Annotated in this window: 20 protein-coding genes; 12 read left to right on the top strand and 8 right to left on the bottom strand. The window is 69.1% G+C overall.

The window, feature by feature from the left end; translation table 11 throughout:
* Position 1: 1 nt before the first annotated feature.
* The gene (gene gatC / locus ACQPYH_RS31160; RefSeq protein ID WP_350860716.1) at positions 2-298 is read right to left on the bottom strand and encodes an Asp-tRNA(Asn)/Glu-tRNA(Gln) amidotransferase subunit GatC; all 297 of its coding nucleotides are present in this window, start codon (positions 296-298) and stop codon (positions 2-4) included.
* 210 nt (positions 299-508) lie between these two features.
* On the opposite strand from gatC, the gene ACQPYH_RS31165 reads away from it, so the two are divergent.
* On the top strand, positions 509-1,153 hold the full coding sequence (locus ACQPYH_RS31165) for an ACT domain-containing protein (protein ID WP_432878546.1): 645 nt from the start codon (positions 509-511) through the stop codon (positions 1,151-1,153).
* Between the two features lie 56 nt (positions 1,154-1,209).
* On the opposite strand, the gene ACQPYH_RS31170 is transcribed toward ACQPYH_RS31165, so the two are convergent.
* The 7 genes from ACQPYH_RS31170 to ACQPYH_RS31200 all read right to left on the bottom strand — a co-directional run bounded on the left by ACQPYH_RS31170 (position 1,210) and on the right by ACQPYH_RS31200 (position 8,897).
* Positions 1,210-1,434: a hypothetical protein gene (locus ACQPYH_RS31170; RefSeq protein WP_432878548.1), complete on the bottom strand. Its 225-nt coding sequence runs from the start codon at positions 1,432-1,434 to the stop codon at positions 1,210-1,212.
* A 39-nt stretch (positions 1,435-1,473) separates the two neighbouring features.
* The gene (locus tag ACQPYH_RS31175) at positions 1,474-3,012 is read right to left on the bottom strand and encodes a hypothetical protein (RefSeq protein ID WP_432878551.1); all 1,539 of its coding nucleotides are present in this window, start codon (positions 3,010-3,012) and stop codon (positions 1,474-1,476) included.
* 112 nt (positions 3,013-3,124) lie between these two features.
* Positions 3,125-5,233 carry an NAD-dependent DNA ligase LigA gene (ligA, locus tag ACQPYH_RS31180; RefSeq protein ID WP_432878553.1) on the bottom strand — a complete coding sequence of 703 codons (2,109 nt, stop codon included), beginning with the start codon at positions 5,231-5,233 and terminating at the stop codon, positions 3,125-3,127.
* Between the two features lie 47 nt (positions 5,234-5,280).
* Positions 5,281-6,258 carry a methionine synthase vitamin-B12 independent gene (locus ACQPYH_RS31185; protein ID WP_432878555.1) on the bottom strand — a complete coding sequence of 326 codons (978 nt, stop codon included), beginning with the start codon at positions 6,256-6,258 and terminating at the stop codon, positions 5,281-5,283.
* Positions 6,255-7,343: a tRNA 2-thiouridine(34) synthase MnmA gene (mnmA, locus tag ACQPYH_RS31190; protein WP_432878557.1), complete on the bottom strand. Its 1,089-nt coding sequence runs from the start codon at positions 7,341-7,343 to the stop codon at positions 6,255-6,257. Before mnmA ends, ACQPYH_RS31185 begins: the two co-directional genes overlap by 4 nt.
* Positions 7,343-8,545, bottom strand: coding sequence for a cysteine desulfurase family protein (locus ACQPYH_RS31195; RefSeq protein ID WP_432878559.1), 1,203 nt, complete (start codon positions 8,543-8,545; stop codon positions 7,343-7,345). The genes mnmA and ACQPYH_RS31195 overlap by 1 nt, the downstream gene beginning before the upstream one ends.
* A gap of 73 nt (positions 8,546-8,618) precedes the next feature.
* A complete protein-coding gene (locus ACQPYH_RS31200; RefSeq protein ID WP_432878562.1) occupies positions 8,619-8,897 on the bottom strand; it encodes a hypothetical protein in 279 nt (92 codons plus the stop codon).
* A gap of 111 nt (positions 8,898-9,008) precedes the next feature.
* Between ACQPYH_RS31200 and ACQPYH_RS31205 the strand changes: the two genes are divergently transcribed.
* From ACQPYH_RS31205 to ACQPYH_RS31255, 11 genes are read left to right on the top strand one after another with little or no spacing between them, the layout of a single operon-like run.
* Positions 9,009-10,397: a serine hydrolase domain-containing protein gene (locus tag ACQPYH_RS31205; RefSeq protein WP_432878565.1), complete on the top strand. Its 1,389-nt coding sequence runs from the start codon at positions 9,009-9,011 to the stop codon at positions 10,395-10,397.
* Positions 10,398-10,412: 15 nt separating this feature from the next.
* Positions 10,413-12,005: an ABC transporter substrate-binding protein gene (locus tag ACQPYH_RS31210; RefSeq protein WP_432878568.1), complete on the top strand. Its 1,593-nt coding sequence runs from the start codon at positions 10,413-10,415 to the stop codon at positions 12,003-12,005.
* Positions 12,006-12,009: 4 nt separating this feature from the next.
* On the top strand, positions 12,010-12,990 hold the full coding sequence (locus ACQPYH_RS31215; protein ID WP_432878571.1) for an ABC transporter permease: 981 nt from the start codon (positions 12,010-12,012) through the stop codon (positions 12,988-12,990).
* A complete protein-coding gene (locus tag ACQPYH_RS31220) occupies positions 12,990-14,861 on the top strand; it encodes a dipeptide/oligopeptide/nickel ABC transporter permease/ATP-binding protein (protein WP_432878573.1) in 1,872 nt (623 codons plus the stop codon). The genes ACQPYH_RS31215 and ACQPYH_RS31220 overlap by 1 nt, the downstream gene beginning before the upstream one ends.
* A complete protein-coding gene (locus tag ACQPYH_RS31225) occupies positions 14,858-15,829 on the top strand; it encodes an ABC transporter ATP-binding protein (RefSeq protein WP_432878575.1) in 972 nt (323 codons plus the stop codon). Before ACQPYH_RS31220 ends, ACQPYH_RS31225 begins: the two co-directional genes overlap by 4 nt.
* Complete coding sequence (locus tag ACQPYH_RS31230; RefSeq protein ID WP_432878577.1) at positions 15,826-19,143, top strand: serine hydrolase; 3,318 nt, start codon at positions 15,826-15,828, stop codon at positions 19,141-19,143. Before ACQPYH_RS31225 ends, ACQPYH_RS31230 begins: the two co-directional genes overlap by 4 nt.
* The gene (locus tag ACQPYH_RS31235; protein WP_432878580.1) at positions 19,140-20,261 is read left to right on the top strand and encodes a M20 family metallopeptidase; all 1,122 of its coding nucleotides are present in this window, start codon (positions 19,140-19,142) and stop codon (positions 20,259-20,261) included. The genes ACQPYH_RS31230 and ACQPYH_RS31235 overlap by 4 nt, the downstream gene beginning before the upstream one ends.
* Positions 20,258-21,127 carry a GNAT family N-acetyltransferase gene (locus tag ACQPYH_RS31240; protein ID WP_432878582.1) on the top strand — a complete coding sequence of 290 codons (870 nt, stop codon included), beginning with the start codon at positions 20,258-20,260 and terminating at the stop codon, positions 21,125-21,127. The genes ACQPYH_RS31235 and ACQPYH_RS31240 overlap by 4 nt, the downstream gene beginning before the upstream one ends.
* Positions 21,124-22,221, top strand: coding sequence for an o-succinylbenzoate synthase (menC, locus tag ACQPYH_RS31245; protein ID WP_432878585.1), 1,098 nt, complete (start codon positions 21,124-21,126; stop codon positions 22,219-22,221). Before ACQPYH_RS31240 ends, menC begins: the two co-directional genes overlap by 4 nt.
* A gap of 40 nt (positions 22,222-22,261) precedes the next feature.
* Positions 22,262-23,932, top strand: a complete 1,671-nt coding sequence (locus ACQPYH_RS31250) for a PucR family transcriptional regulator (RefSeq protein WP_432878587.1) — start codon at positions 22,262-22,264, stop codon at positions 23,930-23,932.
* 46 nt (positions 23,933-23,978) lie between these two features.
* Positions 23,979-25,799, top strand: a complete 1,821-nt coding sequence (locus ACQPYH_RS31255) for a hypothetical protein (RefSeq protein WP_432878590.1) — start codon at positions 23,979-23,981, stop codon at positions 25,797-25,799.
* Positions 25,800-26,007 lie beyond the last annotated feature (208 nt).

Here is a 26,007-nt window from a genome sequence, read left to right on the forward strand (position 1 = left end):
GTCAGTCCTCCTCCAGGATCCGCGGCACCCGGAAGCGCTGCTCCTCCTGGGCGGGCGCGCCGGAGAGCGCCTGCTCGGGCGTGAGGCACGGAACGTTCTCGTCCGCGCGCATCACGTTGGTCAGCGGCAGGGCGTGCGAGGTCGGCGGGATGTCGTCCGCCGCCACCTGGCTGACCTGCCCGACCAGTCCGATGATCTGGTCGAGCTGCGGCGCAAGGTGGTCGAGCTCGTCGTCGGTGAGCTCGATCCGCGCCAGTCGCGCCAGGTGCGCGACCTCTTCGCGGGTAATCGATGGCATGAACTATCCAATGGTTCGCAGGACTTCCGGGCGAAATCCTCCCGGCCCGAGCCATCCTAGTGGGCGGCTGTGACGGTCGCGTTTCCTCGTCCCCCGACCTGTGGACAACACCTCGATGAGATGGGCGCGCGTGTTTGTGGCTACCGCTCTGTAACATGGGCGGCGACAGGGCGTTACGCGCTTGGTGCTCGGCTGGGAGATGATCGTTCGGTGTTCTTGCTGCGCTTGATCATCCCCGACCGGCCCGGTTCGCTGGGCACCGTGTCGACCGCCCTCGGCGAGGTGAACGCCGACATCCACGCGATCGAGATCGTCGAGCACCGCCGTGAGAACGGCACGGCCGTCGACGACATCGTGGTCGACCTGCCGCCCGGCGTGCTGCCCGACCGCCTGGTGTCGGCGTGCAACGGCGTGCCCGACGTCGAGGTCATCTGGTTCTCCCGGTACGGCGCCGGCGGCGGACTGCACATGGACCTCGAAGCGGTCGAGCAGATGACGTCTGCTCCCGCGGACGCGATCGACATCCTGGTCGAGCAGTCCCCCGCCGTACTGCACGCGGACTGGGCCGCGCTGCTCGACGGCACCGGTAGCGAGGTCAAGGTCGCGCTGGAGACGAGCGCGACGCCGGAGTTCGGCGATGTGGCCGACCGGTGGCTCCCGATGGAGAAGGCGACCACGCTGGAAGCCCCTGATCACAAGGGCCTCTCGGAGTCCGTGCTGGTCGCGGCGCCGCTGGAGTCCGACCGGCGCGTTCTCGTCATCGGCCGTCGCGGCGGGCCCGAGTTCCTGGGCTCCGAAGTGGCCCGCCTGTCCTACCTGGCCTCACTGGCCGTCACCATCCGCGCCAGCGCCTAGTCCACAGACATACCGAAGCCCCCGCCAGCAAGGCGGGGGCTTCGCTCTGCGTGGGGTCAGGTGAACTGGAAGTAGGCGAAGGCCCAGAGCCCCGCGATGATCAGCAGAACCACCACGCCGACCAGCGCGACGATCAGGATCGCCTGGCTGTTGCTGCCGTTCTGATCCGGGAGGTCGAACTGCGTGGGGCCCCACGCCCCGCCGCCGTCGACGCGCCGGCCGGCCTCGGGCGGTGGGGCGACCACCGTCCGCGACTCCCGCTTCTCCCGGGGGAACTTCATCCAGCCTCCCAACAACTACAGGCAACTACAGACGACGACTCAGACGTAGAACGACTCGTACGTGATCTCGACCTGCTGCGAGGAATAGCTGTCCGAGCTGTTCCCGCGGATCTCGACTCGCCAACCGGCCACATAGGAAGCGTACGACTTCCCGTCAGAGTGCGCCTGGATGTACGACTTCAGCGCCGCGGTATCGCCGCCCTTGAGCACCCCGAACGCGTCGTTGAGCGCGGTCGGCAGCGCCTTCTTCACATCCGCGGTGTCGCCGGAGGCACTGACCTGGATGTCCTTGATGCCCTCGCCGTCGCTCGCGTAGAAGTAGACCCGCTGCTGGCCGTACTTGCCGATCTCCTTGGTGCAGGAGCTCGTGCACACGTACGCCTTCGTCTTCAGCGCCGCGAGCATCTGCGCCTTGGTGGTGTCGAACGTCTTGTCCGGGATGTCGAGCGACTCCTCGCCGGATTTCGCGCCGGTCAGCTCGTAGGTGTCGCCGTCGTTGCGCAGCTGGAACTCGCCCCAGCTGCTGTCGATCTTCTCCGACTTCTGCCCCTGCTTGACCGCGTCCTGGACCTTCTTCACCTGGTCGCCGCCGAACGTGTCGTTGCCGACCGCCTGCAGCACCTGGTCGAACACGACCGCGGCGTTGTTGTTGTTGTCCTCGTTCACCGACTCGAACTCGATCGCGATGATCGTGCCGTCCGGCTTGAACTGGAACAGCGCCTCGGCCTGCGAGCGGTCCTCGTACTTGAAGCAGCCGCGGTGCGCGCCCTGAGCGGTGTTGAACAGGTCACTGCAGCCGAAACCGTTGCCCTGCAGCTTCTCGGTCGCGTTCTTGGCCTGACCGGTCGCGTTGCCGAGCTCACCGTTGTCGCCGCCGGTGGACTGGCCGCCGGTCGGCTGCGCGGTGGTGGTCGGGTTCGACTCCGGGGTGTCGTCGCCGCCGAACTGGTGGATGCCGAGGAACACGAGCAGCGCGATCACGACGAGGCCGACCACGCCGCCGCCGATCACGAACGGCAGCTTGTCCTTGCTGATACCGAGCGGGCCTTTATCGCGCCCACCGGGACCGCCCTGACCACCGGGCTGCCACGGCGACTGCCCCTGTTGCTGCTGCCACCCGCCCTGCTGCTGAGGCCGCTGGCCCCACGACTGCTGCTGGTACGGACCGCCCTGCTGCGGCTGCTGTCCCCAACCCTGCTGCGGCTGGCCTTGCTGACCGTGCTGGCCAGGCTGACCGCCCTGACCCGGCTGCGGACCCCAGCCACCCTGCTGCGGCGGCTGACCGTGCGGCGGTTGGCCCTGAGGAGGCTGACCGTGCGGGGGCTGACCGTGCGGGGGCTGACCGTGAGGGGGCTGTCCCTGCGGCGGGTGTCCCTGGTGAGGGGGCTGTCCCTGCTGCGGCGGGCGCTGGACCCATCCACCGCCCTGCGGCGGGGGCTGCTGTCCCCAGCCGCCCTGCTGCGGCGGGCCACCCTGGCCGCCTTGGCCGCCCTGCCCGTCCTGTTGTCCCCCGTGCTGCCCGCCTGGCTGGCCCCCCGGCTGCCCAGGACCCCATGGTCCCTGCGGCGGCGTCGTCATATTTGCTCCTTCTGACCCACGAATCGACGTGCAAAGTTAACAGTCCGACGGCTCAGCACAGCCGTCGGATCCACCTCGCACACCGAGCAGTATCAGGGGCGGGTGTGAATCGTTATCCCGCGTCGGGTGAACCGGTGGTCGCGACCCCGCTCCCCGCCTCGGCGCCGTCGGCCAGCAGGACCTCGAACCCGGCCGCGTCCAGGATCGGTACGCCGAGCTGGACCGCCTTGTCGTACTTCGATCCCGGCGAGTCGCCGACCACGACGAACGACGTCTTCTTCGACACCGAGCTCGCGACCTTCCCACCACGCGACACGATCGCCTCGGTCGCCTCGTCCCGGCTGAACCCCTCGACGGTCCCGGTCACCACGACCGACAGCCCGGTCAGGATCTGCGGAAGGCTCGGCCCGGTGCGCTCCTCGCGCATCACGACGCCGGCCGCGAGCCAGTTGTCCACGATCTCCTGGTGCCACGGCACCTGGAACCACTCGATCATCGCCTGCGCGATCGTCGGCCCGACGCCCTCGATCTCGGCCAGCTGCTCCTCGCTCGCCGTACGGATGTCGTCGACGTTGTCGAACGCCTCGGTCAGCGCAGCGGCCGCGGTCGGTCCGACGTGCCGGATCGACAGTGCGACCAGAGCGCGCGACAGCGGCTTGACCTTGGCCTCTTCGAGATTGGCCAGCAGCTTCCGCGCGTTCGCGGACAGGGCGCCGGCCTTGGTGGTGAAGAAGGCGCTCTCGCCGAGCTTCTCCTCGGTCAACCCGAACAGGTCGGACTCGTTGACGATCAGGCCGCCGGTGATCAACGCGTCGGCCGCCTTGAACCCGAGCCCCTCGATGTCGAACGCGGACCGCCCGGCCAGGTAGAACAGCCGCTCACGCAACTGGCCCGGGCAGTACTGCGAGTTCGGGCAGCGGATGTCGACGTCCGACTCCTTGGCCGGGGCCAGCACCGTGTCGCACCACGGGCAGCGCGTCGGCATCTCCCACGCCGGCAGGCCCTTCGGACGCAGGTCGACCACTGGTCCGAGCACCTCGGGGATGACGTCGCCGGCTTTCCGCAGTACGACGGTGTCGCCGGGGCGGACGTCCTTGCGGGCGACCTCCTTGGCGTTGTGGAGCGTCGCGTACTCCACGGTGGATCCGGCGACGCGGACCGGCTCCATATGCGCGAACGGGGTGACGCGACCGGTGCGGCCGACGTTCACCTCGATCTCGATCAGCTTGGTGTTGACCTCTTCCGGCGGGTACTTGAACGCGATCGCCCAGCGCGGCGCGCTCGACGTGGATCCGAGCGCGCGCTGCAGATCGACCTCGTCGACCTTCACCACGACACCGTCGATCTCGTGGTCGACCGAGTGGCGGTTCTCGCCGTAGTACGCGATGAACTCGTTGACTTCCTTGAGCGTGCCGACCCGGCGGGCGCGGTCGCTGACCGGCAGGCCCCACGCGTGCAGCTGTTCGTACGCCTCCGACAGGCGGCCGATGTGGTGCCCCTCGACCTTGCCGAGACCATGGACGACGAAGCGCAGCGGGCGGGTCGCCGAGACGCGAGGGTCCTTCTGGCGCAGCGATCCCGCGGCGCTGTTGCGCGGGTTGGAGAAGACGTCCTTGCCGGCCTCGACGAGCTGCGCGTTCAGCTCCTCGAAGTCCTCGACGCGGAAGTAGACCTCGCCGCGGACCTCCAGGAAGGACGGGAGGTCCTTGCCCTTCAGCTGGTTCGGGATGCTCTTGATCGTGCGGACGTTGGGCGTGACGTCCTCACCGGTGCGGCCGTCGCCGCGGGTCGCGCCGGTGACGAGCTTGCCGTTCTCGTACACCAGGTCGAGGGCGAGGCCGTCGACCTTGAGCTCGCAGATGAACCCGCTGTCGTGGATCTGCTGGAGCGTGACCTCGCGCTCGAGCCGCTTGGCCCAGGCCTCCATCTGCTCGGCGGAGAACGCGTTCGCGAGGCTCTCCATCCGCATCGGGTGCTCGACCGCGGAGAACAGCGTGGAGATCGGGATGCCGACCTTCTGCGTGGGTGAGTCCGGGGTCCGCAGCTCGGGGTACTTCTCCTCGAGGTCCTGCAGCTCGTGCATCAGCGTGTCGAAGTCCGCGTCCGAGATGATCGGATTGGCCAGGTAGTACCGCGCCCGGTGGTCGTCGATCTCCGTGCTCAACTCCGCATGCCGAACCCGCGCCTCAGGCGTCGCAGCCGCACTCTCGTCCGTACCCATGAGCTGAACTTACAGGGGACGACGGACGTTTTGGCGCAGGCGTTTGATCAGGCTTCGGCGGCTTCGCCGACGATCTCGACGATGCGGCGGAGCAGTTCCAGTCGCGCTCTGGCGTCGGCCGGTGACGGAGCGGCGGCGAGCCCACACGCCGGAGTGATCGTGATTTGGTGAAGGAGGGCTGGGTCCAGACCGAGTTCGCGCCAGCGGCGCACGAGCGGAGCTGCGGCTTGGTCCGCGGCTGGGACGGGGCCGGTGGTGGGGACCAGTCCGGCGTACAAGGTGGTGCCGGCTTCGGCTGCGATCGCGATCTGGTCCCACGCAGCGTTGCCCAGGAGCGAGACGTCTACGGCGACCCCGGTGGCGCCGGACTTGGTGAAGACCTCGATCGGTGGGCGGGCTGCGCAGCAGTGCACGATGGTGGGCGCAGCCGTGGTGAACATGCTCAGAAGCTCCACAGCGCCCGGACCGTCGACAGAGCGGTGTTTGCTCCAGCCAGACGCCGTCGGTACGGCTCCGGCGAGTACGGCGGGCAGCCCGGGCTCATCCACCTGCAGCACGAGCTCAGCGCCAGGCACCCGCTTCCGTACGTCGGCCAGGTGCTGCTCGACCCCGTCAGCCAACGCCTGCGCCAGATCCCGCCGAGCGCCGTGGTCGGCCAGCACCTTGTCACCGCGCGGACGCTCCAGCGCCGCAGCCAGCGTCCACGGTCCGGTGACCTGTACCTTCAGCGGCCCCTCGTACCCGTACGCATACTCCTCCAGCACGTCCAGGTCTTCCTGCAGCAACGCCCGCGCCCGCCGCTGGTCCAGACTCGCCCGCGCGTCTCCGCCACCGGTCAGCCGCCACCCAGCAGGCTGCAGGTCAGCAGCCAGCTCGGTCAGTACGCCGACGGTCCGGCTCAGCATGTCGCCGTACGGCCGCGCCGGCAGCTCCGGAAGGAACGGGATGTCTACCAGCTCGAGTACTGCGCGCATCCACTCGCGGATGTCGTCACCGGGGACCGACCCCAGCCCAGTAGTCGTCATACAGATGATGTGGCGCGCTGGACGGTGTCGATGGTCGCGGAGCCGATCACCCGGGTGCCGTCGTACAGCACGACTGCCTGACCGGGTGCGACAGCCGACGTCGGCTCGGTGAACTCGACCTGCACCTGGTCACCGTCCAGCCAGGCAGTCACGGACACCTCGTCGCCGTGGGCTCGGAGCTGAGCCTTCGCGGTCATCTGGTCGGTCGGAGCCGGACCGCACCAGCGAGGCTTCGACGCGGTCAGTCGCTCCACCGCAAGCTCCTCGCGCGATCCGACTGTCACAGTGCGGTCAACGGGCGAGATGTCCAGCACGAATCGCGGCTTGCCGTCAGCAGCCGGCGTACCGATCTTGAGTCCCTTGCGCTGGCCGATGGTGAAGCCGTGCGTGCCCTGGTGCGAGCCGAGCTTGTTGCCCTGCGCATCGACGATGTCCCCGGGCGCCTCACCCAGCTGAGCACTGAGGAAGCCGGGCGTGTTGCCATCGGCAATGAAGCAGATGTCGTGGCTGTCCGGCTTGGCGGCCACCGACAGCCCCCGCCGCTCCGCCTCCGCCCGCACCTCGGTCTTCACCGTGTCACCGAGCGGGAAGAACGCATGCGCGAGCTGCTGCTGGGTGAGTACGCCGAGCACGTACGACTGGTCCTTCGCCGGGTCCACCGCCCGGTGCAGCTCACGGCCGGAAGCAGTGTCGACGATCCGCGCGTAGTGACCGGTAGCGACCGCGTCGAAGCCCAGCGCGAGCGCCCGCTCCAGCACGGCGCTGAACTTGACCTTCTCGTTGCAGCGCAGGCACGGGTTCGGCGTACGGCCTGCGGCGTACTCGTTGACGAAGTCCTCGACCACGTCGGCGTGGAACCGCTCGGCCAGGTCCCAGACGTAGAACGGGATGCCAATCACGTCGGCGGCCCGGCGTGCGTCGCGGGAGTCCTCGATCGTGCAGCAGCCGCGGGCGCCGCTGCGGTACGACTGCGGGTTCCGGCTGAGAGCCAGGTGTACTCCGGTCACGTCGTGCCCGGCCTCGGCCATCCGCGCCGCCGCGACCGCGGAGTCCACTCCGCCGGACATGGCTGCGAGTACCCGCATCAGGTGTTCCTTCCCACGTTCTGCAGGCCGGCGGACTTCGCCCGCTCCACGACCGGCCCGATGTTGTCCAGTACGGCGTCGATGTCGGCGCGCGTACTCGTGTGCCCGAGGGTGAACCGGAGCGAGCCGCGGGCCCGCTGGTCGTCGTACCCCATCGCCAGCAGGACGTGGCTCGGCTCGGCGACCCCGGCGTTGCACGCGGACCCGGTCGACACCTCGATCCCGCGTGCGTCGAGCAGCAGCAACAGCGAGTCACCCTCGCAGTCGCTGAAGGACAAGTGTGCGTTACCGGGCAAGCGACCCGCCGGGTCCCCCGACAGCTGCGCGCCCTCGACGGTGCTGGTGATGCCATCGATCAGCGCGTCCCGCAGCTCGGTGAGCCGGCGCGCCTCGTCGGCCTGGTGCTTGATCGCGTGCTCCATCGCCACCGCGAACCCGGCGGTCGCGGGTACGTCGAGGGTGCCGGACCGTACGTCGCGCTCCTGTCCCCCGCCGTGCAGGATCGGCGTCAGCTTCGTCTCCTTGTGGACGACGAGCGCACCGATCCCGTACGGACCGCCAAGCTTGTGCGCCGACACCGTCATCGCGTCCACGCCCAGCTGGCTGAAGTCCACCGGCACCTGCCCGATCGCCTGGACCGCATCGGTGTGCACGGGTACGCCGTACTGCTGGGCGAGCTCTGCGATCTCCTGGACCGGCTGGAGCGTACCGACCTCGTTGTTCGCCATCATCAACGTGATGAACGACACGGACTCCGGATCGCTCTCGACAGCCCGCCGTACGTCGTCCGGGCTGACCCGGCCGAGCTCGTCGACCGGGAGCCACTCGATCTCGGCCTGCTCGTGCCGGCCGAGCCAGATGGCCGGATCGAGGACGGCGTGGTGCTCGATGCCGCTCAGCAGGATGCGGCGGCGGCGCGGGTCCTCCGCCAGGCGGGACCACCACAGGCCCTTCAGCGCGAGGTTGTCCGCCTCGGTGCCGCCGGAGGTGAACACCACTTCGCTGGGCTGCGCACCGAGCGCGGCAGCGATCGACTCGCGCGATTCCTCCACCGTCCGCCGGGCACAGCGGCCGGAGCCGTGCAGGGACGACGCATTGCCGGTGCGGGCGAGGTGATGGGTCATCGCCTCGATCGCGGCCGGGAGCATCGGAGTCGTCGCCGCGTGGTCCAGGTACACCGTGCGGCGGTCGGAGGTAGCCATAACTGGTTCAAGAGTATGTCCGCCACGGATGTTCCCGCCTGTTGGGCCTGTCCGGTGGACAGCGGGGAAACAGTTAGCCGCGGATTCGGGACGGCCAGGCATGGCCGGGGTGGAGGTGGTCGATCATGTCGGCCAGCCAGGTCCGCTGCGCCGGGGTCAGGAGCGGGACGGCCGCCGCCAGATCCTGCTCGTCCTTCGGCCGGACGAGCTTCGCCTTGTAGGCGAGTGCCATCTCCGGGTTCAGGTAGCGGATCCCGTCCGGCGCCACCCAGGTGATGTCGTCGAGCGCGTAGTCGAGCGAGGGGTCGCGGCGGAAGACCCAGCGGCCGTCGCGGTCCGGGTTGACGACCACGTCGAACTCTTCACACGACGGCTGGTGCTTCGTCCGGCCGGACGAAATCGGGCGTGGTGGTTGTGCGATGGGACGAATACCGACGGACGGCGATCCGCCTAGCGTCGGCGCATGGCGACTCTGAGCGAGATCGAGACGTGGCTACAAGACCGGCTGGCGACGCTGCTCGCCGAGCATGAGGTCCCCGGTGCAGCGGTCGGCGTACTGCTGGGCGGCGAGGTGATCGACCACGCGGCCGGCGTACTGAGTAGATCGACCGGAGTCGAGACGACAGCCGACACTGTGTTCCAAATCGGGTCGATCACCAAGGTCTGGACGACCACGCTGGTCATGCAGCTGGTCGACGAGGGGAAGCTGGACCTCGACCAGCCGATCCGCTCGTACCTGCCTGAGTTCGTCATCGCGGACGAGGCGGCGGCCGCCGTGATCACCACGCGGCAACTGCTGTGCCACACCGCCGGGTTCGAGGGCGACATCTTCAACGAGACCGGCAAGGGTGACGACGCCGTCGAGAAGTTCGTCGCCTCGCTGGCCGGCACCACCCAGCTCTTCCCGCCGGGCGAGATGTTCTCGTACAACAACGCCGGCTTCGCAGTACTCGGCCGTCTGATCGAGGTACTGCGTGGCACGCCGTACGACGCCGCGCTGCGGGAGCACGTCTTCACGCCCCTCGGCCTGGCCCACGCCGCGACCGATCCGTACGAGGCGATCCTGCACCGGGCCGCCGTCGGCCACATCAAGCCGGAGGCCGACGCCGCTCCGGTACCCGCACCGATCTGGGCGATGACCCGCGGCATGGCTCCGGCCGGAGCGATGCTCGCGATGAGCGCCCGCGACCTGCTGGCCTTCGCCAAGCTCCACCTCGACTCCGGTACTGCGGCCGACGGCAAGGCAGTCCTGAGCGCGGCGAGCGTCAAGGCCATGCAGGAACCGCAGGTCACGCTGCCCGCTCTCGGGATGATGGGCGATTCGTGGGGCCTCGGCTGGGAGCTGTTCGACTGGGGCGGCACCAAGGTGATCGGCCACGACGGCGGGACGATCGGCCAGAACGCCTTCCTGCGTGTCGTTCCCGAGCACGGACTCGCGATCGCGCTGCTGACCAACGGCGGCGAGACGATCGAGGTCTACAAGAAGATCTTCGGTCACCTCGTCCAGGAGCTCGCCGGGCTGACGCTGCCGCCGTTCCCCGCACCGCCGGCCGAGCCTGCCCCGGTGGATGTGGACCGGATCCTCGGCACCTACAGCTGCGAGGTCGCCGACATCACCGTGCGCCAGGACGAGGACGGGAAGATCTGGCTCGACCAGACGCCGAAGGGCATCTTCACCGAGCTCGGTCCGACACCCGACCCGGTCGAGCTGGTCGGTCGCGACAGGCAGAGCCTGATCGCGGTCAAGGCCGAGCACGGCATGCACCAGCCGCACGTCTTCGTCGGCGACGACGGCTCCGGCCGTGCTCTGTACCTCCACAGCGGCCGGGCCCTCCGCCGCGCGGCTGTCTGACTCCCGGAGGCAAACATGCGATCCGTACGCACCGCCGTCGCGGCCATCGGTGTGGTCACCGGCCTGGCCCTCTCCGCCTGCAGCTCGGGTGAGCAGACCGCCGGCACCGGTCAGGCCGCCGAGGGCAAGACGATGACCATGGCGATCAGCGCCGACCCCGGCAACCTCGATCCGCAGTTCACCTCGTTGTCGGTCACTCAGCAGGTCGACTGGTTCCTGTACGACTCGTTGGTCGGCATCAGCCCGGACGGCAAGCAGGTGTCCGGGCTGGCCGACAAGTTCGAGGGCAACAGCACCACTGCGAAGTACACGCTGCGAAAAGGGGTCACCTGCGCGGACGGGAGCCCGCTGACGGCCAGTACGGTCGCGCAGAACATCAACTTCGTCGGCGACCCGGCCAACAAGTCCACGCGGATCGGCGTGTTCATCCCACCGGGTGCCAAGGCAACCGCTGACGACGCGACCGGCACAGTCACCGTGACAGCGCCGGCACCGGACGCGTTCCTCGTCCGCAACATCGGCGGGCTGCACATCGTGTGCAGCAAGGGGATGAAGGACCGCAGCATCCTCAAGCAGGGCTCGGACGGCACGGGCATGTACACGGTCGCGGAGGCCGTCCCGGGCGATCACTACACGCTCACCCGGCGCAAGGAGTACGCGTGGGGGCCAGGAGACTTCAAGCAGGGGCAGTCCGGTCTGCCGGACAAGGTCGTCCTGAAGGTGGTCAGCAACGAGACCACATCGGCCAACCTGCTGCTGTCCGGGCAGGTCAACATCGTCGCGATCGCCGGACCGGACAAGCAGCGGCTGCAGGCTCAGAAGACGTTCCAGCGTGAAGCAGGCACACCGCTTGGTGAGCTCTGGTTCAACCAGAAGGCCGGCCTGACCACCGCGGACCTCGCAGTACGCAAGGCGCTCACGCAGGCCCTCGACCTCACTCAGCTCGGCAAGGTGCTCACCAGTGGAACCGGTACGCCGACCACCCGGTTGGTTGCCCCCGGCATGGGTCCCTGCTCCGACGACACCGTCACCGGCAATCTTCCAGGCCATGACCTGGACGCGGCCAAGGCAGCACTCGACGCGGCGGGCTGGCGACCTGGAGCGGGTGGCATTCGGCAAAAGGCGGGTACGAAGCTGTCGCTGGTCTTCTATTACCCCACCAGCCTCGGGCCGACGGTGCAGTCCGCCGCTGAGCTCCTCCAGAAGGCCTGGACCGAGCTAGGTGTCGACGTGTCGCTCAAACCCGTCTCGACCGCGGAGATCAGCACGATCGTCCTCGCCGGCCAAGGCACCTGGCACGCCGGCCTGATCCCGCTGACCGTGTCGCTGCCGAGCCAGCTGGTCAGCTTCCTCTCCGGCACCGGCCCGCCGAACGGCAGCAACTTCTCCTCGATCAAGAACCCGGAGTACGACGCTGCCGTGGCCAAGGCCGCCGCGGTCCCCGGAGCCGACGGCTGCGCGGACTGGGCAACGGCTGAACGCGCCCTGTTCAAGCAGGTCAACCTGGTGCCGTTCGTCAACGCCACCGTGCCGATCTTCGGCAAGGGCGCGACGTTCGACCTGAGTGAAGGCAGCGTGATCCCGTCGTCGATCAAGATGCTGGGGTGAGCCAGTGACGACGGCGGTCAGCGCACCGACTCTCAGCGCTCATCCGTGGCTCGGGTTCGCCGTACGGCGACTTGGCCGGCTGGTCGGCTCAGTCCTCGTCCTGGTCAGCGCTGCGTTCCTGATGATCCACCTGATCCCTGGTGACCCCGTCCGCGGAGCACTAGGACCTGCTGCCGCACAGAGCCTCGTCGACGCCCAGCGTGCTTCGCTGGGCCTCGACGACCCGCTCTGGCAGCAGTACCTGAACTTCCTGCACCACCTGATCACCGGCAACCTCGGTACGTCGATCACGACCGGACTGCCAGTCTCTGACGTGATCCGGGATCGCCTACCTGCCACAGTCGAGCTGGCCGTCGCAGCGTTCCTCGTGGCGGTGCTGATCGCAGTACCGCTGGGTCTGGCGATGGGAGTCCTCACACGCGGCGGGCGGCGGCCACGTGCCGAGCTGGGGTTCACGTCGACCGCTGTGGTGCTCGCTGCGATTCCTGAGTTCCTGTTGGCCGTCGGACTCGTCTACGTGTTCGCGGTGACCCTGCACTGGTTCCCAGTCGCAGGGCGCGGCAGCGTCGCGTCGTACGTGCTGCCGGTGCTGTCGCTGGCTGTTGGTCCGGCTGCTGTGCTCGCACGGATCTGCCGCGTGGAGCTGCTGGCGGTGCTGCAAACGGACTATCTGCGCACCGCCCGCGCAAAGCGACTGCCTGCGGCAGCTATCTACCTGCGGCACGCTCTGCCCAACGCGGTGACCGCCACGATCACACTGGGCGGCCTGCTGCTCGGTGGCATGGTCGCCGGGACCGTCCTGGTCGAGAACGTCTTCGGCTGGCCCGGGCTCGGCAGCACGATCGTCTCCTCGATCATCGCGAAGGACTACCCGCTGGTGCAGGGCGTGGTCCTCGTGTACGGCGTCGGCGTACTGCTGGTGAATCTGGCCGTCGACGTGACGCTTGCCCTGCTCGACCCCCGATCCACCATCAGGGAGAGCTGATGCGCCGTTGGATGGCCGTACTGCGCACCCCGGTAGGCACCGGCGCCGGCCTGCTGCTCCTCGGCGTGCTGCTGCTTGCCGTCTTCGCACCAGTTCTCTGGTCCGACCAAGCGAATGCGATCGACACCGACCACCTGCTGCAGGGCACGTCTGCGCAGCACTGGCTCGGCACCGACAACCTGGGCCGGGACATCTTCTACCGGGTGCTCGTCGCATCGCGTACGTCGATCCTGCTGGCGCTGCTCGCGACCTCGATCGCTGTGGTCACGGGTCTCGCGCTGGGCAGTGCTCCGGCGATCCTGGGCAAGCGTGGCGGCCGAGTCGCGACCGCTGCGGTGAACATCGCGGTCGCCTTTCCGGGGCTGTTGCTCGCGCTGTTCTTCGCGGTTGTGTTCGGAGTCGGAGCGAAGGGCGCCGTACTGGCGATCGGCTTCGCGGGCGCGCCGTCGTTCGCGCGGCTGACGCAGACGCTGGTCGCAGGGGTCGCGGAGCGGGACTTCATCGCGGCTGCGCGGATCGCAGGCGTCGGACGGTTCCGGATGCTCGTGCGGCACATCCTGCCGAATATCGCCGAGCCGCTGGTGGTGAACGCGACGATTGGCGCGGGTGGGACGTTGCTCGCGTTCGCAGGGCTGTCGTTCATCGGACTGGGCGTGCAGCCGCCGGCATACGACTGGGGCCGGATGCTGGGCGAGAGCCTCAGCGGCATCTACGTGCACCCGGCCGCGGCACTCGCTCCTGGAGTCGCAGTGGTCATTGCGGGGCTGGCGTTCAACCTCTTCGGCGAGGCAGTGGCAAAGGGTCTCGGCGTACAGGTCCCCCGAGCGCGGTGGACAGACCGTACGCCGGAGGCCAGGCCGGCTCGTGACGACAACAGCGACGCCGTGCTGGTGGTCGAGGACCTGCACATCAGCTTCCCCGGTCCGGTCACACCGGTCCGCGGTGTGAGCTTCACGATCCACAAGGGCGAGATCGTCGGCGTGGTTGGCGAATCCGGCTCCGGCAAGAGCCTCACCGCGCTCGCGGTCGCCCAGCTGATCGAACCGCCAGGTCAGGTGCGGGCAGCCGAGCTGTCGTTCCTGGGCGCTCCCCTGCTCGGCCGGCTGCCGGTCCGCAGTACTGCGGCCGTACGGCGACGGCTACTGGGTACGTCGTTCGCGATGGTGTTCCAGGACCCGATGACGTCGTTCAACCCGACCAAGCGGGTCGGCGTACAACTGGCTGAGGGTGCACGCGAGCACCAGGGCCTCACCCGTCGTGCAGCGATGGACCGGGCGATCGACCGGCTCCGGGCGGTCCGGGTACCCGCTGCCGAGCGCCGGGCGCGGCAGTACCCGCACGAGTTCTCTGGCGGCATGCGGCAGCGCGCCATGATCGGCATGGGGCTGATGGGTGCACCGGCGTTGATCGTCGCCGACGAGCCGACCACCGCCCTCGACGTCACCGTCCAGCGACAGGTACTGCGGTTGCTGGAAACGATCCGCACCGAGGACGACGTCGCGGTGCTGCTGATCAGCCACGACATCAGTGTGGTCGCACAGATCTGCGATCGCGTGCTGGTGATGTACGCCGGACGCATCGTCGAGGACCTGCCGTCGACGGAGCTGGCCACTGGTGCGCGGCATCCGTACACGCGGGCGCTGCTGGCCGCAGTACCCGATCTGGACACTGCGCTCGACGAACCGCTGGCAGTCATCCCAGGGCGTCCGGTGGATCCGGCGCGGTTGCCGGAGGGGTGTGCCTTCGCGGCGCGGTGTGCGTTCGCGTCGGACCGGTGCCGGGTCGAGGACCCGGTGCTGGTCGATCAGGTGGCGTGCTGGCATCCACAGGCGCAGGCTGAGTACTCGAACTTCCGGACGGGGCAGCGATGAGCGAACTGCGCTTCGAGGGCGTGACGGTCCGGTACGGACGTGCGCTGACGGCTGTCGACGGGGTGGATCTAACGGTGCCGTCCGGACAGGTGGTCGGACTGGTCGGTGAGTCGGGGTCCGGCAAGTCGACGTTGGCGCGGGCTGCGGTCGGACTGGTCGAGCCCGCGAGTGGACAAATCCTGTTGGACGGTTCGCCGCTTCACAATCGGCGCCCGCTGCAGATGGTGTTCCAGGATCCGTACTCCTCACTGGATCCACGGATGACCATCGGCGACTCGATCGCCGAAGCGATGCCGAGACGTGCACGTCGACGCGAGGAGGTCGTGCGGTTGCTCGAGCTCGTCGAGCTGGACGCCGACCGCGTGTCGGCGTACCCGGGTGCATTGTCCGGTGGTCAGCGCCAGCGGGTCGCGATTGCCCGGGCGCTGGCGGGCAAGCCCGAGGTCCTCATCGCCGACGAGATCACCTCGGCTCTGGACGTGTCGATCCAAGGCACAGTGCTGAACCTCGTCCGCACCCTGCAACGCGAACTGCAGTTGTCGATGCTGTTCATCTCGCACAACCTCGCCGTGGTGCGGTACGTCAGCGACATCGTCGCAGTGATGTACCTGGGCCGGATCGTCGAGGTCGGACCGGCCCGCGACGTACTCGGCAACCCGCAACACCCTTACACCAAAGAGCTTCTCGCAGCGGCTCCGCGACGCGGCTCGACCTCGTTGCCGCCACCGGACGAGGCCCTGGTCGCGGACGCCGAGCCGGCCGATCCGCATCACCCGCCGGCGGGCTGCCGGTTCCATCCGAGGTGCCCGATCGGTCCGCTGATCCGGACCGACCGCGAGCACTGTCTGACCCTCGATCCCACCGCCGAGGCCGATCACCGTCTCCACCGCGCCGCCTGCCACCACGCAGCCGGCGTCCTGCGGGCGGTAGGCCCCAACACGTCCGTACTCAAGGAGGACTCCCAGTGACACGTCTGCGCATCGACGACCTGACCGAGCTTGCCGTACCGGAGCAGCCGGCGCTGTCGCCCGACGCCGCCCAGCTCGTCTACGTCCTCCGGACCACCGACGCGAAGGCCGACCGCACGCTGCGGAGCCTGTGGCGGATCCCTGCTTCCGGTGGTACGCCGCAGCAGCTCACCCGCGGCGAGGCGGACTCGACACCGGTCTGGTCACCGGACGGCACGCAGCTGGCGTTCCTGCGGGCCAAGGATGGACCGGCGCAGATCTGGGTGCTGCCGGCCGGAGGCGGTGAGCCGGAGCAGCTCACCACGCTGCCGCTGGGCGCAGGAACACCGAAGTGGAGTCCGGACGGCACGCGGATCGCTTTCTCGGCGCCAGTCGACATCGCCGCGTCCCCTGACAATGAGCATGCACCGATCGCCACCGAGCGACTGGACTACCAAGCCGACGGCGCGGGCTGGCTGCGGACGATCCGCAAGCACCTGCACGTGGTGGATGTCGAGTCGAAGGAGTGCCGTCAAGCCACGGAGGGAGACTGGCATGCCGGGGACCCGGCCTGGTCACCGGACGGCGCGAAGCTGGCGTTCGGAGCTGCCACCGCGCCGGACGCGGACCTGACCCCCACGGCCCCTGCCTACGTGCTCGACGCATCGGATCCCAAGGCGAAGCCGCAGCTGGTTGGTCTGGCTGACGGACTGACCGGCACGGTGACCTGGACGGCAGACGGCGGCGCACTGCTCATCGTCGGCATGCTCTCCGGACCGGTCGGTCACGCCGGTCTACTGCGGCTCTCGCTGGACAGCGGCGACGTCGTGAACCTGGCGGCTCCGCTCGACCGCAACGTGATGTCCGGCGGAGCGGCGTACCCGGGTGCTCTGCCGATGCTCCTGGACGACGGCCGTACTGTCCTCTTCGCCGCGCGGGACCGTGGCTGCACACACCTGTACTCCGTGCCCGTTGAGGGCGGGACGCCTCAGCACGTGTTCGGCGAGCCGGGACAGGTCGTGTCCGGGCTGTCCGTTGCCGCTGGTGTGGCGACGTTCGCGCTGAGCACGCCGACGTCGTTCGGGGAGATCGTCACGCTGGACCTGGCGACCGGCGAGCCGACCGCGCCGACGACGTACGGCGTCGAGAGGGATGCCTTTGTTCGGGTGGAGCGCGAGTTCACCATCTCAGACGGGACTGTGGTCTCCGGCTGGCTTGTTCGCGACCCGGCCGCCGACGGGCCGCAGCCCCTGCTGCTGGACATCCACGGCGGTCCGCACAACGCGTGGAACGCCGCTGCAGACGAGGTGCACCTCTACCACCAGGAGCTAGCCGCTCATGGCTGGACTGTGCTGCTGCTCAACCCCCGTGGCAGCGACGGGTACGGCGAGGAGTTCTTCAACGCAGCGCTCGGCGCCTGGGGTACGGCGGACGCGCGCGACTTCCTCGAGCCGCTCGACGAACTGGTTGCCGAGGGCATCGCTGACGCCGACAGGCTGGCCGTGGCCGGCTATAGCTACGGCGGGTTCATGACGTGCTACCTGACCAGCCGCGACGACCGGTTCGCCGCAGCGGTCACCGGCGGTGTGGTCAGCGACCTCACCAGCATGGCGGGTACGTCGGACATGGGCCACTTCCTCGACGTGTACGAGCTGAACAGCTCGACCGACTACAGCTCCATGTCGCCGTTCGCCGAGGTCAGCAAGGTGGCGACGCCGACGCTGATCCTGCAGGGCGACGCCGACGTACGCTGCCCGATCGGACAGGCTCAGCAGTGGCACACTGCGCTGCGCGAGAACGGCGTACCGAGTCAGCTCGTGCTCTACCCGGAGGCCAGTCACCTGTTCATCGTCGAGGGCCGTCCGTCCCATCGCCTCGACTTCAACCGCCGCATCCGCGACTGGGTCGAGCAGTACGCCGGTGACGCGAGCGGTCCACGCCGGGCGAAGATCGACGCGGCGCACTGGCAGCGTCGACTCACCACGCTGGCCGCGCGACACGGCGTACCGGGTGCGACGCTCGGCATCCTGCGAGTGCGGCCGGGGGTCGAAGACGAGCTGGTGGAGGCGGCTACCGGCGTACTGAACAAGGACACAGGAGCGGCGGCTACGACCGACTCGGTCTTCCAGATCGGTTCTATGTCGAAGGTCTGGACCGCGACGCTCGCACTGCAGCTCGTTGATGAAGGACTGCTCGAGCTGGACGCGCCGATCAGCCAGGTGCTCCCCGAGCTGCAGCTGGGCGATCCGGACGTCGCGAAGCAGGTGACGATGCGGCACCTGCTCACGCACACCAGTGGGATCGACGGAGACGTCTTCACCGACACAGGTCGAGGCGACGACTGTCTGGAGAAGTACGTCGACCTGCTCGCGGACGTCGTACAGAATCACCCGCTCGGCGCGACCTGGTCGTACTGCAACTCCGGCTTCTCGCTGGCCGGCCGCGTGATCGAGAAGCTCACCGGCTCCACCTGGGACCAGGCGCTGCGGGACCGGATCATCACACCTCTCGGTCTGCAGAACACTGTGACGCTGCCGGAAGAGGCACTGCTCCGATCGGCCGCGGTGGGACACATCAGCGAAGGCGAGGAGGAGCCGAAGCGCGCACCGGTCTGGGGACTCCCCCGCTCGCTGGGACCGGCCGGACTGATCACGTCGACCGTGGCGGACGCGCTTGCGTTCGCACGACTCCACCTGAACGGCGGTGTAGCACCTGACGGCACCCAGCTGCTCAGCGAGGCCTCGGTGACGGCGATGGCCGAGCAGCAGGCAGAGCTGCCGGACAAGTACTCGCTCGGTGACTCGTGGGGGCTGGGCTGGATCCGGTTCGGCTGGGACGGCCGGCGGCTCATCGGGCACGACGGCAACACGATCGGCCAGGCCGCGTTCCTGCGGGTGCTGCCGGATGAGGGGCTGGCCGTCGTACTGCTGACGAACGGCGGCCACACGCGTGACCTGTACGAGGACCTCTACCGGGAGATCTTCGGCGAGCTGGCCGGTGTCTCGATGCCCACGCCGCTCGCTCCCCCGGCAGAGCCTCTGACGGTCGACGTACGCCGGCATGTCGGCCGGTACGAGCGCGCCAGCACGATCCAGGAGGTGCTGGTCGACGACGAGGGGCCGCTGCTGCGGATGACGATCACCGGGCCGTTGGCCGAGCTGCTGCCGGAGCCGACCGAGGAGCTGCGCATGACTCCGGCCGACGAGAGCGGTGACTTGTTCGTGGTCCGGGCGCCTGGTGCGCTTACGTGGACTCCGGTGACGTTCTACTCGCTACCGACCGGCGAGAAGTACCTGCACTTCGGGGTCCGCGCTACGCCGAAGGTCGGCGGATGACCGAGCTGGTCGAGCAGTTCGCGGCGCGGTTGCCGCAGCTGCTCGCGGATCTCGAAACCCTGGTGACCTGTGAGTCGCCGTCGTCGGATGTCGCGGCGGTGGCTCACAGCGCGGACGTTGTGGCCCAGCTCGGAGCGGAGCGGCTCGGGTCCAAGCCGGAGTACGTCGTCGTGGACGGCTGCACGCATCTGCGCTGGCGGCTCGGTGACGGGCCGCGGCGGGTCCTGGTACTCGCCCATCACGACACCGTCTGGCCTCTCGGCTCGCTGACCACGCATCCGTTCACGAACGAGGACGGCGTACTGCGAGGACCGGGCTGCTTCGACATGAAGGCCGGCCTCGTGATGGCACTACACGCGATCTCTACGTTGCCGTCGGCAACCGTCACGCTGCTGGTGACCGGCGACGAGGAGCTGGGCTCGCCGTCGTCGCGGGAGTTGATCGAGGCCGAGGCCGCTGGTTGTTCGGCCGCTCTGGTGCTGGAGGCGTCGGCGGATGCCGGTGCGCTCAAGCTGGAGCGGAAGGGAGTCTCCGTCTACGAGGTGCGGATCACCGGGCGAGCCGCGCACGCGGGCCTGGAGCCGGAGCTCGGCATCAACGCCTCGGTCGAAGCCGCTCATCAAGTGCTTGCCATCAGCAACCTCGGCGACGCCGAGCTCGGTACGACGGTGACACCGACCGTGCTGACCTCGGGGACCACGCGGAACACGGTGCCGGCCGCCGCTGTCTTCTTCGTCGACGCGCGGGCCTGGACCGTCGAGGAGCAACTGCGAGTGGACGAGGCGATGCGCGCGCTCACACCGGTGCTGCCCGGGAGCTCGCTGGAGATCATCGGCGGACCGAACCGGCCGCCGCTGGAACGCAAGATGTCCGAGGATCTGTACATCCGGGCTTCGCGGCTCGCGGTCGAGCTGGGCCTGCCGGCCCTGCGCTCGGTCGCCGTCGGCGGCGGATCGGACGGCAACTTCACGGCCGGCATCGGTACGCCGACCCTCGACGGGCTGGGCGCTGTCGGTGGTGGCGCCCATGCCGACGACGAGCATGTCCTCGTCGCCGACCTCGCCCCGCGGACAGCGTTACTGGCCGCGCTCATGGCAGACCTGCTGGACACGCCATGACGCTCGATCTGAGCCCGTCGATTGCCGCCGCTATGGAGGCGGGTATCGATGCGGCGGCTGCGGCCGGAGTACGGGTGCGCGAGTTGCGGGAGCTGGCGGAGCTCGACGAGGTCTACAGCTTGTACGACTCGATCTGGCGGCCGGACCCGAGCAATCCGCCGGTGACGACCGAGTTGCTCCGGGCGTTGACGAAGGCCGGCAACTACGTCGGCGGCGCGTACGACGGTGACGAACTGATCGGCGCCTGCGTCGGGTTCTTCTCGGCGCCGGCGGAGGTCTCGATGCACAGCCACGTGGCCGGGGTATCGGGGTCGGCGCGCGGGCGGAACGTCGGGTTCGCGCTCAAGCTGCATCAGCGCGCCTGGGCACTGCGCCGAGGAGTGTCGTCGATCTCGTGGACGTTCGACCCGTTGATCCGGCGCAACGCGTACTTCAACGTGGCGAAGCTCGCGGCGCAGCCGACGGAGTACCTGACGAACTTCTACGGCGACATGCGCGACGGGATCAACAGCGGCGACGACACCGATCGGTTGCTGGTGCGCTGGGAGCTGGATGCTCCCGCTGTCGGTGCTGCTGCGGCTCGCCAGGCCGTTGTGGCCGACGTCGAGTTGATGCCTGGGGCAACGGTTGCGCTGTCTTGCGGTCCGGACGGGTGGCCGACGGTCGGCGGTCCTGCTGGCGATGGCGTCGTGCTGGTCGCCGTACCGCCTGATGTCGAGGGGTTGCGGCGTACCGATCCCGGTGCCGCGAAGGCGTGGCGGGCCGCGTTGCGTGAGGTGCTGGGCGGGTTGCTGGCGGATGGTGCGCGGGTGACCGGGTTCGATCGGGCCGGGTGGTACGTCGTCGAGCAGAAAGGGTTGAGATGAAGCTGACCGGATTCGAACTACGGCGGATCTCGATGCCGTTGGTGTCGCCGTTCCGGACCTCGTTCGGCACCGAGACGACGCGGGACGTGCTGCTTGTGCGCGCCGTGAGCACGGAGGCCGAGGGGTGGGGCGAGTGCGTCGCGCTGAGCGGGCCGCTGTACTCGTCGGAGTACGTCGACGCGGCGGCCGACGTACTCCGACGGTTCTTCGTGCCCGCGCTGGCTTCGGTGGACTCTGCGGTCGGGGTCGGGCCGGCGTTGAGTCGGTTCCACGGGCATCGGATGGCCAAGGCTGCGGTGGAGACCGCCGTACTCGATGCCGAGTTGCGGGCCGAGAACCGTCCGTTGGCTCGCGAGCTGGGCGCGGTGCGGGATCGGGTGCCGTGCGGAGTGTCGGTCGGGATCATGGACTCGATCGGCGAGTTGCTCGATGCGGTGGGCGGGTATCTCGAGCAGGGGTACGTGCGGATCAAGCTGAAGATCCAGCCCGGGTGGGACCTCGAGCCGGTGCGCGCGGTGCGGGAGCAGTTCGGTGACATCCTGCTGCAGGTCGACGCCAACACGGCGTACACGCTGTCCGACGCGCGGCACCTGGCGCGGCTCGATCCCTTTGATCTGCTGCTGATCGAGCAGCCGCTGGACGAGGAGGATGTGCTCGGGCACGCGGATCTGGCTCAGCTGATCAGTACTCCGGTGTGCCTGGACGAGTCGATCACGTCGGCGCGCGCGGCGGCCGCAGCGATCCGGCTGCGTGCCTGCGCGATCGTCAACATCAAGCCAGGTCGCGTCGGCGGGTATCTGGAAGCGCGGCGGATCCACGACGTCTGCGTCGCCAACGACATCCCGGTCTGGTGCGGCGGCATGCTGGAAACCGGCATCGGCCGAGCCGCGAATGTTGCCCTCGCCGCCCTCCCCGGATGCACGCTGCCCGGCGACACGTCGGCCTCGGACCGGTACTACCGGACCGACATCACCCCACCGTTCACGCTCGACAACGGGCAGCTGCCGGTGCCGACGGGCGCCGGCATCGGGATCGAGCCGCTCGAGGCCGAACTGGCCGCGGTGACCACGAGCACCGAATGGCTGCCGCTCTGACGCTCAGACAGGACCTAGGCTGAGGGCTCGGAGGTGATCGGTGACGAATCGACCGCGGGCAAGCCTCGGCCGGGTTCTCGACGACCTGGGCGCGACCTTGCTGGAGCTCGTGCACGGGGATCCGGATCGGCCGGCGGAGATCGGCGGCATCGTCATCCTCGATCCGCTCGACGAGCCTGTGCTCCCCTCACACGCCCTCGTCCTCGGCGTGGGCCTGCACGAGCCCGACCAGATCGCCGACGTACTGCGTGATCTCGGCCGTCAGCAGGCCGCCGGGCTGGTCGTCCGCTCCCCCATCGCGGCCGGTGACCTCTTGGCGGCCGCTGTGGCCGAGTCCGGAGTCGCTCTGCTGGCGTTGACTCGCGGCGCGTCGTGGGACCAGCTCGCCGTACTGCTGCGGTCGCTCCTCGCCGACGGCGATGTCGGTGAGGCGGAAACCCTCGCGGGCATGCCTTCTGGCGACCTGTTCGCGCTCGCCAACGCGACTGCCGCGCTGCTCGACGCGCCGGTGACGATCGAGGACCGCGGCTCGCGCGTGCTCGCGTTCTCCGGTCGGCAGGACGAGGCGGACAAGGCTCGGGTCGAGACCGTGCTCGGCCGCCAAGTACCGCAGCGGTACTTCCGGCTGCTGACGGAGTACGGCATCTTCCGCGAGCTTTACCGCACCGATCGTCCGGTGCACGTGCCGCCGTTGCCGACCAACGGTGAGACCTTCACGATCCCGCGCGTCGCCGTCGCGGTCCGCGCCGGCGACGAGATCCTCGGCTCGATCTGGGCCGCCGTCCGCGACCCGCTCACCGCCGAGCGCTCCCAAGCTCTGTGCGACGCCGCGAAGTTGGTTGCCTTGCACATGCTTCGCATCCGCGCCGGTGCCGATGTCGAACGACGGCTGCGCGCCGACCTCGTCAGTACGGCACTTGAAGGCGGCCCCGGCGCACGTGCGGCGCTGGACCGGTTGGGCCTGGCCGACCAGCACCTCGTCGTACTCGCGCTGGGGATCATCGCCTTCGACTCGGAGGACTCCGTTGTCCAGACCGACGAGTCGCTCGTCAGCCAAGCTGGATTGGCCGGGGAGCGTCAGCGGCTGGCCGATGCCTTCGCCATGCACCTGGGCGCTGTGCACCCGCGGGCAGCTGCTGCGTTGGTTGGTGATGTCGCTTATGGGCTGATCCCCGTACGCCCGGACCGGTCCGACGGCGAGGAGCGCGCCGTACGCATCGGAAAGCACTTCCTCGAACGGATCGGCGATCGCGTCACCGCCAGCATCGGTGTCGGGCCTGTTGTTGCTGAGGCTGCGCATCTGCCGAACGCACGTGCTGGTGCCGACCGTGCTCTCCGGGTACTGCGAACCGGCCGTGGCGCGCCCCGTGTCGCCCGACTCGCGGATGTCCATGTCGACACCCTCCTGCTCGAGCTGCGCGACCTCATCGAAGCGCGGGGCGACGAGCCGACCGGTCCGATCGCCCGACTCGTCGCGTACGACCGCCAGCACAACACCGACCTGGTCGAGACCCTTCGGGCGTGGCTGGACGCGTTCGGCGATGTCGCGGCGGCTGCTGCAGCGGTTTACGTGCACCCCAACACCTTCCGGTACCGCCTGCGCCGCCTGGCCGAGGTGGGCGGGCTGGACCTCGACGACCCCGACTCCCGCTTCGCAGCCATGCTCCAGCTCCGCCTGGTCAGCCCACCGCACCGCCTGATGACCCGCTGACCCGCCATCCTTCCGGAGAGCAATCGCGGACGAGGGGACGGGGCACATGACCGACTGGTGGCAGGAGCGGCGGCAGAACGAGCAGCTCGAGGACCTGCAGAGCGAGATGTCGTATGCGCGGCAGGAGACGTCGCGACTGCAATCCCAGCTCTCCAAGATCCAGGGTGGTCTGCAGGAGCGGGTCAACCGGCTCTCGACCGCCTTCGACGCGTTCGTCGAGCTCTCCGACCTCCGCTACGAGATGGCCGGCTTCCTCGATGCTGCTGAGCTACGCCGCTACGCCAGTCGCGTTCTGACGGCGATGGCTTCCAGTACTCCGCTCCCGCCGGCCGCCGAGCCCGTTCCGCAGTACTGGCTGGGGCCGGCTACTCAGGCACTGATCGCGCTTGGGCAGGACGAGCAGGTCCTTGGTGTGGCGATGGGGCTCGACGAGCGGCGTACGTCGACGTTCCTGGCGCTGGCGTTGGCTGCGTTGGGGCAGCGGCATCAGGTACGGAGCGAGTGGCTGGACGTGGCGTTCGGCGTACTGCCGGAGGATGGGACGGTTACCCGGGTACAGCGGGTGCTGTGGGCTACTGCGGCGCGTGGTGGGTTCGGGGCGGACGGTCTGGCGCTGGTGGTGAAGCGTCTGCAGTCGGTCGAACCGCCCGCGGACGGGTGGTTGCCGAAGCTCGAGAAGCGCGGCGAGACGCCCCGCTCATCCGGCACCCGCTTCGAGGCCGTCGCAGAGCAGCTGACCGCCCGCACCCGCCTCGGCCGAGTCCTCTCCGCCGTCGAGACAATCGCCGGCAACACCGAAGCCCGCGAACCTGCCCCCACCCTCAGCTACACCTCCACCGACATCAACTCCGAGCTCCCCGCCGACGGTGCAACTGAACGCGACACCGACCGCCGCTCGGGACGCGACTCGGCGCGTGGGTCCGGGCGTGAGTCCGGACCTGACTCGGCGCGCGAGTACACGCGTGACTCGGCGGGTGTGTCCGGGCGTGAGTACGCGCGTGACTCGGGGCGCGGGTCTGGGCGTGACTCGGCGCGTGAGTCCGGGCGTGACTCCGGGCGTGGGTCTGGGCGTGACTCGGGGCGCGAGCACGCGCGTGGGTCCGGGCATGGGCAGGGTGGGCGTGGGCGAGGTTCGGCTGCGGATGGTGCGGTTGGTCGGGACAGCACCGCCGCGCTGCTGCGGCTGCTGATCTCCGAAGGAAGCGAGCCGGAGCGGGAGTCGCTGGCCCGCGTCGCCGTACTGCGTGCTCAGATCAGCGGCGCCGGTGAGTCCGCTGCCGAGCGGCTCGAGGACACGGTCGGCACCGTCGACGAGCTGCTCGCCGACGACCTGAGCCAGAACGACGACCCACACCTGGCGGCCGCCGTACTCCGCGTTATCGGCCCGTCGGTTCTACCCGCCATCGAGGACCTGGCGCAGGTCGCGGGTAAGCCGAGCCCCGCGCAGATCGACGTAGCCAGCGACGGCCACACGATCGCGATCCGCCCCGACGGCCCCGACCAGCTCCAGCTGAACACTGCCCTGACGTCGATCAAGCAGTCCGCCGGTGTCGTGACCGCCGGCAAGTACGCCGTACCAGCCGCCCTCGTCGGCATCGGCGCGGTCGTCGCGATCGGCCTGGGATTCGTGAACGCGATCTGGATCGTCGCCGGCCTGATCCTGATCGGCATCGGCGCCTTCCGCTACTGGAACATCCGCACCGCCGCCAAGGCCGACAAAACCGCAGCCGCCGACCGAGCCACCCGCCTCACCGAACGCTGCACCACAACCGCCACCCAACTAGCCGACTACACCAACACAACCAAAACCCGCCAAACCGCCGTAACCACCACCCTCACCACCATCCGCAACCACCTCACCACCTAACCCCCCAGCCCCACCGCCACCAGCCCCCGCGCCCGGAGCCGCCCCGCTGGACCCGGCAGGACGCGCTGGACCGGCTGCACCTGCCCGGACCCGCTGGACCCGGCCGCACCCGCTGGGCCCGGCTGCACCCGGCAGGACCCGCTGGACCCGGCCGCACTCGACTGGACCGGCTGGCCCCGGCTCGACCCGGCCAAACCCGGCTGCACTC

It is taken from the genome of Kribbella sp. CA-245084 (genome assembly GCF_050942355.1).
Classification (GTDB): Bacteria; Actinomycetota; Actinomycetes; order Propionibacteriales; family Kribbellaceae; genus Kribbella.